Genomic DNA, 14,950 nt, shown 5'->3' on the forward strand with positions numbered 1-14,950 from the left:
CAGTCCACCACGGATCGCCGTCCGGGCGCGACGCCCGCTGCGGACCACGAACGGACGGACAGGCCGAGAAGGGCGCTCAGGTCCGCTGGACTCCGCGCGCCTACGCCCGATCCGCGAGACGAAGACGGCGCGCCCCCGGGCACTCGGCAGACCGATCGGCCGGTCGAGAGCGTCAGGAACCAGCGATGCCGACCCGCGGCAAAGGCGACGTACCGATACGGCTTCCAAAGTCTCGCGCCTGACGATCGGGCAGCCGCATTCGCGCTGACAGCGCGGCGCCGAGACCCTCGGGCGTCGGCGCCGCACCGCATCGGCGACCGGCTACGCGTTGAAGTACTTCGCCTCCGGATGCAGCAGGACAAAGGCGTCGGTGGACTGCTCCGGATGCAGCTGCAACTCCTCGGAGAGGACAACGCCGATGCGATCGGCTTCGAGCAGGTCGACCAGTTTGGCGCGGTCCTCCAGGTCCGGGCAGGCGCCGTAGCCGAACGAGTAGCGGGCGCCGCGATAGCCCAGCTTGAAGTACTCCAGCACGTCGGCCGGGTCGGAGTCGGCGACCGCGTGACCGTCGAGGACCAGCTCCTCGCGGACGCGGCGGTGCCAGTACTCGGCGAGCGCCTCGGTGAGCTGGACGCCGATGCCGTGCACCTCGAGGTAATCGCGGTAGCTGTCGCCCGCGAACAGCTCGTTGGCGAAGTCGGCGATCGGCTGACCCATCGTGACCAGCTGGAACGGCAGCACGTCCACCTGACCGGTCGAGCGGGCGTACTCCCGCGAACGGATGAAGTCGGCGATGCACAGGAACCGGTCGCGCTGCTGCCGCGGGAAGGTGAACCGGTACCGCTCCGGCGCATCGGGTTCCGGTTCGGAGAGCACGATGACGTCGTCGCCTTCGGACACCGCGGGGAAGTAGCCGTACACCACCGCGGCGTGCTGCAACACGCCCTCGGTGCTCAATCGGTCCAGCCAGGCGCGCAGGCGCGGCCTGCCCTCGGTCTCCACCAGTTCCTCGTAGCCGGGACCGTCGCCACCGCGCTGCCCACGCAGGCCCCACTGCCCCAGGAACAGCGCTCGCTCGTCGAGCAGGCCCGAATACTCGTGCAGCGAAAGGCCTTTCACCACTCGTGTGCCCCAGAACGGCGGCACCGGCACCGGCAGGTCGGCCGCGACGTCGGAGCGCTCCGGCACCACGACGGGCGCCTCGTTCGCCCTGCGCTCCGCCGCGATCCGCTTGGAGCGCTCGTGGCGCGCTCTGCGCTCGGCGGCCTTCTCCCGCTCGGCGACGGCCTCCGGGCTGTCGGGGTCGAGGTCGCCGCCGCGTTTGCGGGTCATGATGTCGTCCATCAGCCGCAGGCCCTCGAACGCGTCGCGCGCGTAGTGCACGTCGCCCTCGTACACCTCGGTCAGGTCGTTCTCCACGTAGGAGCGGGTGAGCGCCGCACCGCCCAGCAGCACCGGGAACTGCTCGGCCACGCCCTTGGCGTTGAGCTCCTCGAGGTTCTCCTTCATCACCACGGTCGACTTGACCAGCAGGCCCGACATGCCGATGACGTCGGCCTTCTTGTCCACCGCCGCGTCCAGGATGGTGGCGATCGGCTGCTTGATGCCGAGGTTGACCACCTCGTAGCCGTTGTTCGACAGGATGATGTCGACCAGGTTCTTGCCGATGTCGTGCACGTCGCCCTTCACGGTGGCCAGCACGATGCGGCCCTTGCCACTGTCGTCGGTGGCCTCCATGTGCGGCTCGAGATACGCGACGGCGGCCTTCATCACCTCGGCGGACTGCAGCACGAACGGCAGCTGCATCTGACCGGACCCGAACAGCTCGCCGACCGTCTTCATCCCGGCCAGCAGGGTCTCGTTGATGATCTGCAGCGGCGGCACCTCGGTCATGGCCGCGTCCAGGTCGGCTTCCATCCCGGCGCGTTCACCGTCGACGATCCGCCGCTCCAGCCGCTCGAACAACGGAAGCGCGGCCAGTTCCTCCGCCCGCGACGCCTTCGACGAGGAGGTGGACACGCCTTCGAACAGCGCCATCAGCTTCTGCAGCGGGTCGTAGTCCTCCGCGCGGCGGTCGTACACCAGATCCAGCGCGGCCTCGCGCTGCTCCTCCGGGATACGGCTGATCGGCAGGATCTTGGAGGCGTGCACGATCGCCGAATCCAGACCGGCTTGGACGCATTCGTGCATGAAGACCGAGTTGAGCACCTGCCGGGCGGCCGGATTGAGGCCGAAGGAGATGTTGGACAGACCCAAGGTGGTCTGCACCCGTGGATGACGACGCTTGAGCTCGCGGATGGCCTCGATGGTCTCCAGCCCGTCGCGGCGCGACTCCTCCTGGCCGGTGCCCAGGGTGAAGGTGAGCGTGTCGATGATGATGTCGCTCTCCGACAGCCCCCAGTTGCCGGTGATGTCGGCGATCAGCCGCTCGGCGATCTCCACCTTCTTCGCCGCGGTGCGGGCCTGGCCCTCCTCGTCGATGGTCAGCGCGACCACGGCGGCGCCGTGCTCGGCGACCAGGCGCATGGTCTGCTGGAACCGCGAATCGGGACCGGCGCCGTCCTCGTAGTTCACCGAGTTGACCGCGCAACGCCCGCCGAGGTGCTCCAGCCCGGCCCGCAGTACGGGGGCCTCGGTGGAGTCGAGCATGATCGGCAACGTCGAAGCGGTGGCCAGCCTGCTCGCCAGCTCCGACATGTCGCGGGTGCCGTCCCGGCCGACGTAGTCGACGCACAGGTCGAGCATGTGTGCCCCGTCACGGGTCTGGTCCTTGGCGATGTCCAAGCACTTCTGCCAGTCCCCGGCGAGCATGGCCTCACGGAATGCCTTGGAGCCGTTGGCGTTCGTGCGTTCGCCGATCATCAGGACCGAGGCGTCCTGCTCGAACGGCACCGCGGTGTACATGCTGGACACGCTCGGCTCGTGCACCGGCGCGCGCCGCTGCGCGATCGGCGGCAGGGCCGGCTCGACTTCGCGCACCGCGGCGGTGACCTGGCGGATGTGCTCGGGCGTGGTACCGCAGCAGCCGCCGACCAGGGCCAGGCCGAACTCGGTGACGAACCCGCGCAGCGCGACCGCCAGTTCCTCGGGGGTGAGCGGGTAGACCGCCCCGTCCGCGCCGAGCACCGGCAGCCCGGCGTTCGGCATCACCGAGACCGGCACCTGCGCGTGCCGGGACAGGTGGCGCAGGTGCTCGCTCATCTCGTCCGGGCCGGTCGCGCAGTTCAGGCCGATCATGTCGATGCCGAGGGGCTCCAGCGCGGTGAGCGCCGCGCCGATCTCGCTGCCGACCAGCATCGTGCCCGTGGTCTCCACCGTGACGTGCGTGATGATCGGGATCCGGCGGCCCAGCTTCGCCATCGCGCGCTTGCTGCCGGTCACCGCCGCCTTGACCTGCAGCAGGTCCTGGCAGGTCTCGATGAGGATGGCGTCGGCGCCGCCGTCCAGCATGCCGAGGGCGGCCTCGGCGTAGGCGTCGCGCAGCGCGGCGAACGGGGCGTGACCGAGCGTGGGCAGCTTGGTGCCCGGCCCCATCGAGCCGAGCACGTAGCGTGGCGTACCGTCGGGAGACGGTCCCATCTCGTCGGCGACCTCGCGGGCCAGTCGGGTTCCCCGCTCGGAGAGGTCGCGGATCCGGTCGGCGATGTCGTAGTCGGCGAGGTTGGGCAGGTTGCAGCCGAAGGTGTTGGTCTCCACCGCGTCGGCGCCCGCTTCGAAATAGGCGCGGTGGATGTCGCGCAGGACGTCGGGGCGGGTGTCATTGAGGATCTCGTTACAGCCCTCCAACCCGCGGAAATCGTCGAGGGTCAGATCAGCCGCTTGCAGCATGGTGCCCATCGCACCGTCGCCGATGACGACACGGCGGCGCAGCGTGTCGAGTAGCGTGGTGTCGAACTCGGCGGGGACGGACGCAGACATGCGTTCCAGCGTAGTGGGCGGGGCCGACGATCCAGGCCACGGCGTAGAGCCTCGGTGTCCTGGACCACACGCCCGGCCCGGCGCCGCGGCGTCCGCGCGCGGAAACACGCCACCCGGTCCGGCCGTCATACGACACGCCATATCGCCGCACGCCGTAGGCTGACCGAGTGAACGCCAGTGAAACTCCCGATCCGGAACTGCCGACGTTGCGGGATCCGGTACTGGTCGCCGCCTTCGAGGGGTGGAACGACGCCGGTGACGCGGCCAGCGGCGCGGTCGAGCATCTGGAACTGATCTGGGACGCCGAGCCGTTGGCCGAGCTCGACTCCGAGGACTACTACGACTATCAGGTCAATCGGCCGACGGTGCGCCAGGTCGACGGTGTGACCAGGGAAATCCAGTGGCCGTCGACGATGTTGTCGGTCTGCTCGCCGCCCGGCAGCGACCGCGACGTGGTGCTGCTGCGCGGTATCGAACCGAATATGCGCTGGCGCAGTTTCTGCGGCGACCTGCTGGAGTTCATCGAGCAGCTCGGGGTGCAGACCGTGGTCATTCTCGGCGCACTGCTCGCGGACACTCCGCATACCCGTCCGGTACCGGTGACCGGCTCCGCCTACAGCAAAGAAGCGGCCGAGCGGTTCAGCCTGGAACAGACCCGTTACGAGGGACCGACCGGGATCACCGGCGTGCTACAGGACCAGTGTGTGAAGGCGGGGGTCCCGGCGGTGTCGTTCTGGGCCGCCGTTCCGCACTATGTCTCCCAGCCGCCGAATCCGAAGGCGACCATCGCGCTGCTGCACCGGGTCGAGGACGTGCTCGACATCGAGGTGCCGCTGGGTGAGCTGCCCAAGCAGGCCGAGGACTGGGAGACCGCGGTGAACGAGATGACCGTGGGCGACGAGGAGATCAGCGAGTACGTGCGCTCGCTGGAGGAACGCGGCGACGCCGCGGTCGACGTGAACGAGGCGATGGCCAAGATCGACGGCGACGCCATCGCGGCCGAATTCGAGAAGTATCTGCGCAGACGGGGTCCGGGCAGCTTCGGTCTCTGATCGGTTGCGCGTCGGCGCGTTCGGTACGGGCGGCCGGTGTCCGCGGGGTTCACCGGAAGTTCGCCGGGGGGCCACCTTCAGGTCGGGAAGCGACCCCCTCCTACACTTTCGCCGGTGACCGCCCATCCGATCGTCGAGCGTCTGCGCACCTTCGACGAGCGGATCGCCGTCCATTGCCGCGATCGTGCCGGCGCGGACGGCGGCGGGTCCCCACCCACCCGGCAGGTGACCTACGCTCGGCTTGCTGCGCTCGTCGAGTCCTTCGCGGCCGAGCTCGGCCCGGCTCGTCGTCTCGTCGCGCTCGCCGCGCGCAACGATCTTTCCTCGCTCGTCGCGTACCTCGGAGCGCTCAGCGCCGGATGCGTGGTCTTGCTGACCGAGCAGATCACTGCGGAGTTGCGGGACGCCTACGACCCGGACGTGCTCGTCGAAGACGGGCGCGCCGAGGTGGTCCGGGAACGCTCGGCGCATCGCCTGCATCCGGATCTCGCGCTGCTGCTGAGCACCTCGGGGTCCACCGGGTCGCCCAAACTGGTCCGGCTCTCGGCGACGAACCTGCGTTCCAACGCGGCGGCCATCGCCGAGTACCTGGCCATCGGCCCTGGCGATTGCGCGGCCACCACCCTGCCGATGTTCTACTGCTACGGGCTGTCGGTGGTGCACAGCCACCTGTGGCGCGGGGCGAGCCTCATGCTCACCGACCAGTCGGTATTGGACACGCAGTTCTGGCACGCGTTCCGGGACTGTCGCGCAACGTCGTTCGCCGCCGTTCCCTACACCATCGAACTGCTGGACCGCATCGGTTTCGCCCGTATGGACCTGCCGCACCTGCGCTATGTCACCCAGGCGGGCGGCAGACTGGCGCCGGAGCGGGTACGCGAATACGCCGCGCTCGGCCGGGAACACGGCTGGGAGTTCGTGGTCATGTACGGCCAGACCGAGGCCACCGCGCGAATGGCCTATCTGCCCGCGCATCTGGCGAGCGCGCACCCGGACTGCATCGGAATACCGATTCCGGGCGGCGAATTCACCCTCGAGCCGGTCGAGGAAACCGGCGACAATGGGGACGAACCGCGCGAACTGGTCTATCGCGGGGCCAATGTGATGATGGGATACGCGAAGTCCGCCGCAGACCTCGCGCTCGGCCGTACGGTCGATGCCCTGCGCACGGGCGACCTGGCACGACGCACACCCGAGGGCTTGTACCAGGTGGTCGGAAGACGTAGCCGGTTCGCCAAGATCTTCGGACTGCGCATCGATCTGGAGCGTCTCGAATCCGGGCTGGCGGAGGCCGGATTCACGGCGCGGTGCACGGACGACGACGCGCACCTCGTCGTCGCCGTGGAGACCCCGCGGTCCGATCTCACCGAGCTCGCCGCGCGACTGTCCGGCCTGCCCGCCGCCGCCGTGCGGGTCCACGTGGTCGAACGGATCCCGCGGCTACCGAACGGCAAACCCGACTACCCCGCTATCCGACGGCTGGCCGGATCCGCGCCGCAGACACGTGACATCCGCTCCCTCTACGCGACGACGCTTGGCATCGATCCCGCGCGGGTCCACCCGGACAGCACATTCGTCGACCTCGGCGGCAACTCGCTCACCTACGTGACCGCCGCGGCACGGCTGGAGCGGGCGATCGGCCGCCTGCCCACCGACTGGCCGAACACGTCCGTGGCGGAACTGGAACGGATACCCCGAGGCCGCAGGCGTTTCGGACGGGCACTCGACACCGGAACGCTGCTACGCGCGGTCGGCATCATACTCATCGTCAGCTCGCACGCCGGAGTGTATGTGCTCTGGGGCGCGGCGCACGTGCTGCTCGGCGTAGCCGGCTTCAACTTCGCGCGGTTCGGGGTGACCACGGCCCCAGCCGCCGAGCGACTGCGCCACACGTTGCGCACCGTGGCATACATCGCGGTGCCCACGGCGCTCTGGGTCGCGCTGACCATGACCCGCACCGACTACTACGGCTGGCAGAATGTCCTGTTACTGAACAAGATTCTCGGCCCGCACGACAGCGCCACCGCCGGGCACCTGTGGTTTCTCGAGGTGCTCGTGTATTTCATGCTGGCCGCCGCATTATTGATCCGGATCCCCGTGGTGGACCGGTGGCAACGGGCCGAGCCGTTCTGGTTCGCGATGGCGCTGGTCGCGCTGAGCCTCGTCTTTCGATACCAAGCGTTCGGTCTGTACTCGGCGAAGGACATCCCGTTCTCTCCACTGGCGCTGTGGCTCTTCGCGCTCGGCTGGGCGGCGGCGAAGGCGACGGCGATGTGGCAGCGGATGACGGTGAGTGCCGTCGTACTGATCACGGTGCCTGGTTATTTCGGCGTTCCCGAACGGGAACGTCTGATCATGGCGGGCTTGCTCGCACTGGTGTGGTTGTCCGCGGTCCGGGTTCCCGCCGTAGTCGCCGTCTGTGCCGCGGTGCTGGCCGACGGCTCCCTGTTCGTCTATCTGCTGCACTGGCAGGTATACCCGCTGTTCGAACAGCACCGGCTCGCGGGGCTGCTCGCTTCCCTGGCAGCGGGTGTACTCGTCACCGGCGCGGTGACCGGGCTGCGACGCTGGGGTTCGGGGCGGTACCGGGCAGTTCGGTCGCGGCGATCAGCTCTCCACGGTCCACACCCGCGCCGCCGCCTCCTGAGCCAGCTTGGCGATCAAGATGTCGCGCGGAATCGTCTGGCCGGCAAAGTGATCGAGTGAGGGAACCACCACATGGTGCGCGTCCGCGCGCTTGAGTTCCGCCGTGAGCTCGGCGAAAGCCGTCCCGTCACCGCCGGTCGATTCATGGAACGTTGCGGCGAAGCACAGCCCTTCCTCGCGGGCGAGGCTGCTCATCGCGGCCTCGAGCTCCTTGCTATGGCCATCGGCCAGATCGTCACGCAAGTATCCATAGATCAACGCTTCCACCCGAACCTCCGTTGGATTGGGATCGCTGTTCTCTTATGTGGATCCACCCGTTTTACGGGGTATTTGCGCTTCGTGCAAGAGCAGATGTACTTGCAACTGCTCTTACAGGAGGGGCTGGCTAACTTCTGGCGCCATGTTCAGCATGCACAACGCGGCGGCGCGAAAGTAGCTGTCAACACACGGACATCTGCCTGCCCTCTTAAGGCCACCAAACGTTAACTGGTGCGATACTACAGACGTGGCCGCTACCGACGATCGACCCGTCTGGGCAGTCCGAATGCGTTCCGAGCGTGACGCGAGGGGGTGGTCGCAAGCCGACGCTGTTCGCGTGATGCGTGGAAAGTCTTCGCACAACCTGCCGACCGACAGTACTCTCCTACGCAACTGGCGCCGTTGGGAATCGGGCGAATCACGCCCCGACGACTTCTACGCGCCGATCATCGCCGCCACCTTCGACACGGTGACCGCGGCGTTCTTCCCCAAGACCAGACCGAACCGGGACGACGAATTGCTCTCGGCCACCGGCATGGACACGCTCGAGTTCATCGGACGACTCCGTATGTCCGATGTGTCCTCCGTGACGCTGGAGGCCGTCCGCATCACCGCAGAACGCCTGTGCTGCGAATACTCCTACGCCGACCCGCACGACCTGCACGCCGACGGCACCGCGTGGCTGCGCAGGATCACCTCGTTGCTGGACGGTCGCCTGACCCTGGCGCAGCACCGCGAAATCCTCGTTCTCGCCGGATGGGTGGCGCTGCTGGTCGGCTGCGTCGACTACGACCTCGGCCGGCGCACCGCCGCGGAGGCGACCCGCCGCGCCGCCCAGTCGCTGGCGCAGGAGGCCGAGAATATCGAGATCGCGGCATGGGCAGCGGAAATGACCGCGTGGTTCGCGCTGACCCAGGGCAACTACCGCGGCGTCATCGAGACCGTGCAGCCGACGCTGGAAGTAAGCCAGCACCTGCGCGTCGGTGTCCAGCTCGCCGCCCAGCGTGCCAAAGCCTGGGCCAGGCTGGGCAACCCGCGCGAGGTGGAGGCGGCGCTCGACGAGGGCCGAGCTATCTTGGAGCGACTCGATCATCCGGCCAATCTGGACAACCATTTCGTCATCGATGCGAACAAGTTCGACTTCTACGCGATGGACTGCTGCCGGGTCGCGGGCGAGGATCGGCTCGCCGAAACCTACGCGCGGGAAGTGATCCGCAACGCCACCCGCCCGGACGGCAGCGTGCGCAATCCGATGCGGGTCTCCGAGGCGCACCTGACTTTGGCCGTGGTCGCGGTGCGCGACCGTGACCTGGAACTCGCGGTGGCCGAGGGCATGCGCGCGTTCGCGGGCAGCAGGCGCTCGCTGCCCTCGCTGATGTGGATCGCGGGGGAAGTCGCGCGCGAGATCGTCGAGCGGTTCCCCGGCGATCCGCGCACCGGCGCTTATCTGGACCAGTTGCGTTCGCTGTCCGTCGAGTGAGCCGGCCTGCGCCGCGGCCGCGGCGAACGGTGACGAACCGGACCCGGCCACGCCCAACACCGGAACGTCGTGCGGGTGGCGATCGGCCCGCTACTACCCTGTTCCCGGTGACCGACTCCGATGACGGCTGGGCCGACGCCCACTGGGACGACCGGCTGCGGCTGTTCTCTTTCGCCACCGCCGAGCGGCGCGCCGATTACCTCCGGGTGCTGCGCGCGTTCGACGGCGCGCGGGCGGCATACGTGGTGCTGCTGCACGCGGACGACGTCGCGGAGTGGATCGACCGCAACGGGAACATGCTGCACACGCCCGATCCGGTCAGTGCAAACCAACCCGTCACGAATGCCGGCGTGGGTCCGGCGGAAGCGCGCACGCGTCCGTCGGATCCACCCGGGGGCGAGGCGGAAACCGGTGCGCCGGACCGGTCCCCGGAGACACCCGGCCGACCCGCGGCGCCACCGCTGACCGCGGCCGAGATCGGCCCGTTGCTCGACCAGTTGCACCAGTGGGGCATGCTGGAGCGCAGTTACGACGGAACACGCGCCGCGACGCTGGCCGAATATCGTAATCGGCACTACGTGTACCAGTTCTCCCAGGCTGGTTTCCAGGCCTACCAGGCAGTCGCCGATGTGCTCAGCGCCCGCCTCGACGAAGCCTCGTTGTCGCGCCTGGTGCTGCCGGAACTGCTGGCCGACCTGCACACCCTGGCCGAGGCCAACCGGGCGGGTGACGCCGAACGCGTCTACCGCACGCTGCGCCGTCTCGACATCGCGTTATCCGACCTGGCCGCCCGCGCCGCGCACTTCTATCTGGGGCTCGGCGACCTGGTTCGCACCACCGAGATCACCCCGGAATCGTTTCTCGCGCACAAGGACGCGCTGCTGGCGCACATGCGGGAGTTCAGCCTCGACCTGGCCCGGTTCACCCCGCGGCTGGCGGCCGCGATCGCCGAGATCGAGGAGACGGGCGTCGACGACCTGATCGGCCGGGCGGCGCGCTGCGACGAGCGGGTGCTGCTGAGTGTCGGGGAACGCCGATCGGATTGGCACGCCAGGTGGGACGGACTGCGGACCTGGTTCGTGGCGTCCGGCGGTGAACAGGCGGGGACGACGGAGGCCGAGCGGTTGCGTGAGGCCACCATGAGCGCGATCGCCGCGGTGCTGTCGCTGCTGCGGCGGGTCACCGAGACGCGGCGCGGCGGGGTCAGCCGGGGGTCGGCGCTGCGACATCTGGCCGGCTGGTTCACCGCGGCGCCGACCGTGGACAGCGCCCACGCGCTGTTCGACGCGGTGTTCGGGCTGGGCAAGCCGCGGCACCTGGCGATGGAGCACCCGGACGCCGACGTGATCCCGGCGATTCGATCTTGGTGGGACGCACCGCCGTTGGAGATCTCGCGCACGCTCGCCGAAACCGGACGCCCGCCCTCCGCGGGTGCGCCCGCCCGTATCCACCGCAACGACGCGGGTATCCGGCGTCTGCGCGAGGCGCAGTTGGACGCGCAGCGGGCCCGCGCGGAGGCCGCCAGGTCGCTGGCTTCCGGCGACGTGCACGAACGAGTGCTGGACGACCGGGAGACCGAGGTGCTGCTGCGGCTGCTGGACGCCGCGTCCACCGCGTGGGTTCCGGTGCGCGGCCGGGTGGCGGGCACCACCGGCTCCGACAGCGGCGTCACGCTGACGGTGTCCGAGCACGACGGTCCGACCGTCGTGCGCACCACCCGGGGACTGCTGCGGTTGAACAACCGGTCACTGAAGATCGAGCAGACCGCCGGAACACGGTCCCGTCCGCGCGGGGAGCGCGGCTGATGCACGCACGCACCATCGATGCGCTCGCGCTGGACAACTACCAACGCGCCGCCCGAGTCGTCCTGGCCAACCACCTGGTGACCCGCGCCTATCCGGACCGGATCGCACTGCCGCTGATCCGGCGCTGGGCCACCGAGCTGCGCGAGGACCTCGCCGAATTGTTCGGGTACCGGCTGGAAGTCACCGAGACCACCGCGCGGGTCTTCCCGGTCGTCGACCGCCTGGACGCGGGCAGGCCCGCGCGTACCGCCGCCGAGCGCGTCTTCGACCGCCGCCGCTACGCCTACCTGGCTCTCGCGCTGGCCGCGCTGGGGCGCGCCGGGGACCAGATCACGCTGTCGGAGCTGGCCGAGCAGGTCGCCGCCTACGCGAACCGGGTGGAGGGACTGGAACTCGCCACCGACCGGGCCGCCGACCGCGACGCGTTCGTCGACGCGGTGGGCTGGCTGACCGTGCGCGGCGCGCTGGGCCTGGCCGACGGTGACGCGGGCGGCTGGGCCAGCGATCCGGAGGCCGGTGAGGCGCTCTACGACATCGACCGGCCGGTGGTCTTCGCGCTGTTCCGGCCGCCGCGGGCCCTGCAACATCTGCACGGTGTGCGCGGGCTGCTCACCGAAGAGCCCATGGTCGGCGGTGTTTCCGCGCACGCGACAACCACCGCCGAGATCGCCCGCCGGGTACGCAGGGCGCTGGTGGAGCAGCCGGTGGTGTACGCAGAGGATCTCGCACCCGAAGAGCGTCCTGTTCTCGCTCAGGAGCGGATCGTCGCGGAGGTCGAACTGTTCACCGGGCTGCGCGCCGAACGCCGCGCGGAGGGCGTGGCGCTGATCGACACCTCGGGGCGGCTGTCGGACGTCCGCTTTCCGGGAACCGGGACGCTCGCGCAGGTCGCCTTGCTGCTGGCCGGTGAGATCGCCGACCGCGTGCTGGACATCGATCACCCGCTGCCGCGGCGCCACGCCGGCCCGGACACGGATGCGGCACTGGCCGACCAGCTCGATGAAGCCATTCCCGAATCCACACTGTTCGTGCCGCTCGCGGAGCCGCGTTCGCCGGATTCGTCCGCCCCCGAACCGGATCCGGCGACGGAGGCAGCGGAGCAGACAGACCGGGCTGTCGCGGCAGGCTATCCGCTGATCGACCGGCCCTGGCTGTGTGAGACGGTGCAGGCGCTGGCCGACCGCTACGGCACGACGTTCGCCGCGCAATGGCAGGCCGACATTCCTCGCCTCACCACCGAGGTGGTGGCGCTGCTGGAACGGCTGCGGCTGATCCGGATGGTCGAGGACGGACTGCTCGTGCTGCCCGCACTGGCCCGCTACCGTGGCGCGGTCGTCACGGTCCGCACCAAGCGGGCCGCGGAACTGTTCGTCACCGCGTCCGACACCTACGGGCCCGGCGGCGCCGGGACGGAAGGGAACTGACGAATGTCGCTCATTCACGGCGGAGTGCGGTTCACCCCGACCCGCGCCGGGATCGTCAACCTGTGGGACTACCGCGACCAGGAGTTCTGTTTCGCGGACGGCAGATTGGTCCTGCGCGGGCCGAACGGATCGGGCAAGACCAAGGCGCTGGAGGTGCTGTTCCCCTTCGTCCTGGACGGACGGATCGAGCCGCGCAGGCTGAACCCGTTCGCGGGCGAGGAACGCACGATGAAATCGAACCTGCTCTACCGCAAGCAGGACTCGGCCTACTCCTATGTCTGGATGGAGTTCGCGCGCGGTCGCTGGGAAGACCCCGAGGCGGTCACCGTCGGCATCGGCATGCGCGCCACCCGTTCCTCGGACAAGGTGACCCGCTGGTATTTCGTCGCCGACGGCCGGGTCGGGATCGACTTCTCCCTGATCGGCCCGGACGATCGGCCGTTCACCCGCAAGCAGCTGGCCGAGCAGATCGGCACCGACTCGATCGTCGACCGGCCGGTGGACTATCGCAACGCGATCGACGCGCGCATGTTCGGCCTCGGGACGCAGCGCTACGACCAGCTGATCAATCTGATCCTCACGCTGCGCCGCCCGCAGCTGGCCAAGAACCTGGACCCGCGCGGTTTGTCGCAGGCGCTCACCGACGGCCTGCGCCCGCTCGACGAGCAACTGATCCTGGACGCCGCCCGCTCGTTCAGCGATATGGAGGAGGTCGGCCGGACCCTGGAGGGTTTGGTGCACGCCGACACGGCGACCAGGGCTTTCGTCGCGGTGTATCGCAAATACCTTGCGGTTCAAGCGAAGACGGATGTCGACCAGGTGCGGGCGCGGCTCGACGCGGTGACCCACGCGAGCACCGCGCTGTTCGCCGCCACCGCGCTGCGCGAGCGCAGGGAGACCGAGCGCGGCGCGGCCGAGGCTCGGGCCGAGGACGCCGACCGCGCCTACGAGCAGGCCATCGCCGACCGGGAGAATCTCCAGCGTTCCAGCGCCTACGAGGGCAAACAGCAGCTCGACGACCTGGCCGACGCGGTGCGTCGCCTGGAGACCTCGGCGGGCGTGCACGCCGACAAGGCGCTCAAGTCCCGCCAGACCCTGGACCAGCGGACCCAAGAGGCCGAGCGCGCACGCACCGCGGTGCGCACCGCCGCCGCCGCGCTCGCCCGCGGCGAGGACGATCTGCGCGCCGCCGCCGAGGAGGCGGGGATCGCATGGACGACGCTGCCGGAGTCGGCGCGGGCCGAGCAGCTCACCGCGGCGGTGCGCGGGCACGCCGAGGAGCGCGACGTCGACGTGCGCGCGGTGCGCAAGGCGGTGGGCGCGGTGGACACGGCTGCCGCCGAACGCACCAGGGCCGAGCGGCTGGCCGAGCGCGCGCGGGAACTGCGTGATGCCGCCGCGGCGGAGGTCGCGCACGCCGAAGCGACGGTCGCCTTGACCCGCTCCGAGGCCGCGGCCGCGTTGCGGACCTGGTGGGACGAGCACCGCGCGGTCTACACCCCGGTGCGCACCGGCCTGTTGGAAGCGCTGAACTCGGCGCTGGCCGAGGCCGGTTCGGATGCGCCCACCGTGGCCGAGGTGCTGGCCGATCGCGCGGAACCCCTGCTCGAGGAGATCCGCACCCGCCGCCAAGAGGCACGCGCCCGGGTGGCCACGGCCACGGCCCACGTCGAGGAGCTGACCGCCGAACTCGAGCGGGTCGCGGCCCGGCGCGACGACGCGCCACCGGTATTCGCGGGCCGTTCCGGACGGACCGGTGACCGGCCCGGCGCCGCGCTGTGGCGGCTGGTGCGCTTCGCCGACGACGTGCCGCCCGAGACCGCGGCGGGCATCGAGGCCGCGCTGCACGCCGCGAATCTGCTGGACGCCTGGGTGTGCCCGGAAGGGGAGCTGCCGCCGGACTACGAATCCGATCAGTTCCTGCTGCCGCTGCCCGCATCGGACCGCCCGGCCGGTCGCACGCTCGCCGACGTGCTTGTCGTGGAAGACGATTCGGACACGCTGACGGTGCCGCGGCAGGTCGTGGCCGATGTGCTCGCTTCCATCGCCCTGCACGAGGACGCGGGCGAGCCGAGCGGCGCGGTGACGATCGGAGCGAACGGCGCGTTCCGGCAAGGCGTGCAGATCGGCCGCCACCGCAAGACCGACGCGGAATTCATCGGCGCCACCGCGCGAGCCAGACGCCGCGAGCTCCGCTCGGCCGAGTTGACCGCGGCCGTGGCGGTCGCCGAGGAGGACCGGGGCGCCGCCGGACAGCAGGAGGCCGCCGCCACCGCCGAACTCGCGCGAATCTCCGCCGCCGCCAAGGCGCTTCCGCGCCCGACCGCGGTGACCACGGCGCTGCGCGCGGTGTCCGAGGCCGCGGGC

General features: G+C 69.8%; 8 protein-coding genes. 6 read left to right on the forward strand and 2 right to left on the reverse strand.

From position 1 onward, the window contains the following. Positions 1-321: 321 nt before the first annotated feature. A complete protein-coding gene (metH, locus tag ACWEH3_RS20975) occupies positions 322-3,918 on the reverse strand; it encodes a methionine synthase (RefSeq protein WP_450014823.1) in 3,597 nt (1,198 codons plus the stop codon). Positions 3,919-4,085: 167 nt separating this feature from the next. Here metH and ACWEH3_RS20980 point away from each other — a divergent pair, with 167 nt between their 5' ends. After that, positions 4,086-4,970 (forward strand): PAC2 family protein, encoded by an 885-nt coding sequence (locus ACWEH3_RS20980; RefSeq protein ID WP_063018039.1) that lies wholly within the window; start codon positions 4,086-4,088, stop codon positions 4,968-4,970. A gap of 114 nt (positions 4,971-5,084) precedes the next feature. Next, on the forward strand, positions 5,085-7,676 hold the full coding sequence (locus tag ACWEH3_RS20985) for an AMP-binding protein (RefSeq protein ID WP_450014824.1): 2,592 nt from the start codon (positions 5,085-5,087) through the stop codon (positions 7,674-7,676). On the opposite strand, the gene ACWEH3_RS20990 is transcribed toward ACWEH3_RS20985, so the two are convergent. Then, positions 7,578-7,883 (reverse strand): hypothetical protein, encoded by a 306-nt coding sequence (locus ACWEH3_RS20990; RefSeq protein ID WP_083887588.1) that lies wholly within the window; start codon positions 7,881-7,883, stop codon positions 7,578-7,580. The two genes, ACWEH3_RS20985 and ACWEH3_RS20990, sit on opposite strands and share 99 nt — an antisense overlap. A 331-nt stretch (positions 7,884-8,214) precedes the next feature. Between ACWEH3_RS20990 and ACWEH3_RS20995 the strand changes: the two genes are divergently transcribed. From ACWEH3_RS20995 to ACWEH3_RS21010, 4 genes are all read left to right on the forward strand, one after another. Further along, positions 8,215-9,354, forward strand: a complete 1,140-nt coding sequence (locus ACWEH3_RS20995; protein WP_450014984.1) for an XRE family transcriptional regulator — start codon at positions 8,215-8,217, stop codon at positions 9,352-9,354. 107 nt (positions 9,355-9,461) lie between these two features. Further along, the gene (locus ACWEH3_RS21000) at positions 9,462-11,159 is read left to right on the forward strand and encodes a TIGR02677 family protein (RefSeq protein ID WP_450014825.1); all 1,698 of its coding nucleotides are present in this window, start codon (positions 9,462-9,464) and stop codon (positions 11,157-11,159) included. Continuing rightward, positions 11,159-12,583: a TIGR02678 family protein gene (locus ACWEH3_RS21005; protein ID WP_450014826.1), complete on the forward strand. Its 1,425-nt coding sequence runs from the start codon at positions 11,159-11,161 to the stop codon at positions 12,581-12,583. The genes ACWEH3_RS21000 and ACWEH3_RS21005 overlap by 1 nt, the downstream gene beginning before the upstream one ends. A 3-nt stretch (positions 12,584-12,586) precedes the next feature. After that, a partial coding sequence (locus ACWEH3_RS21010; protein ID WP_452358372.1) for a TIGR02680 family protein occupies positions 12,587-14,950 on the forward strand: 2,364 nt, incomplete at its 3' end.

This window comes from Nocardia sp. NPDC004718, from assembly GCF_053601535.1.

Excerpts from the sequence above, each read along its gene's own strand:
- metH (WP_450014823.1), bottom strand. The coding sequence starts at position 3,918 with ATGTCTGCGTCCGTCCCCGCCGAGTTCGACACCACGCTACTCGACACG.
- ACWEH3_RS20995 (WP_450014984.1), top strand. The coding sequence starts at position 8,215 with ATGCGTGGAAAGTCTTCGCACAACCTGCCGACCGACAGTACTCTCCTA.
- ACWEH3_RS21005 (WP_450014826.1), top strand. The coding sequence starts at position 11,159 with ATGCACGCACGCACCATCGATGCGCTCGCGCTGGACAACTACCAACGC.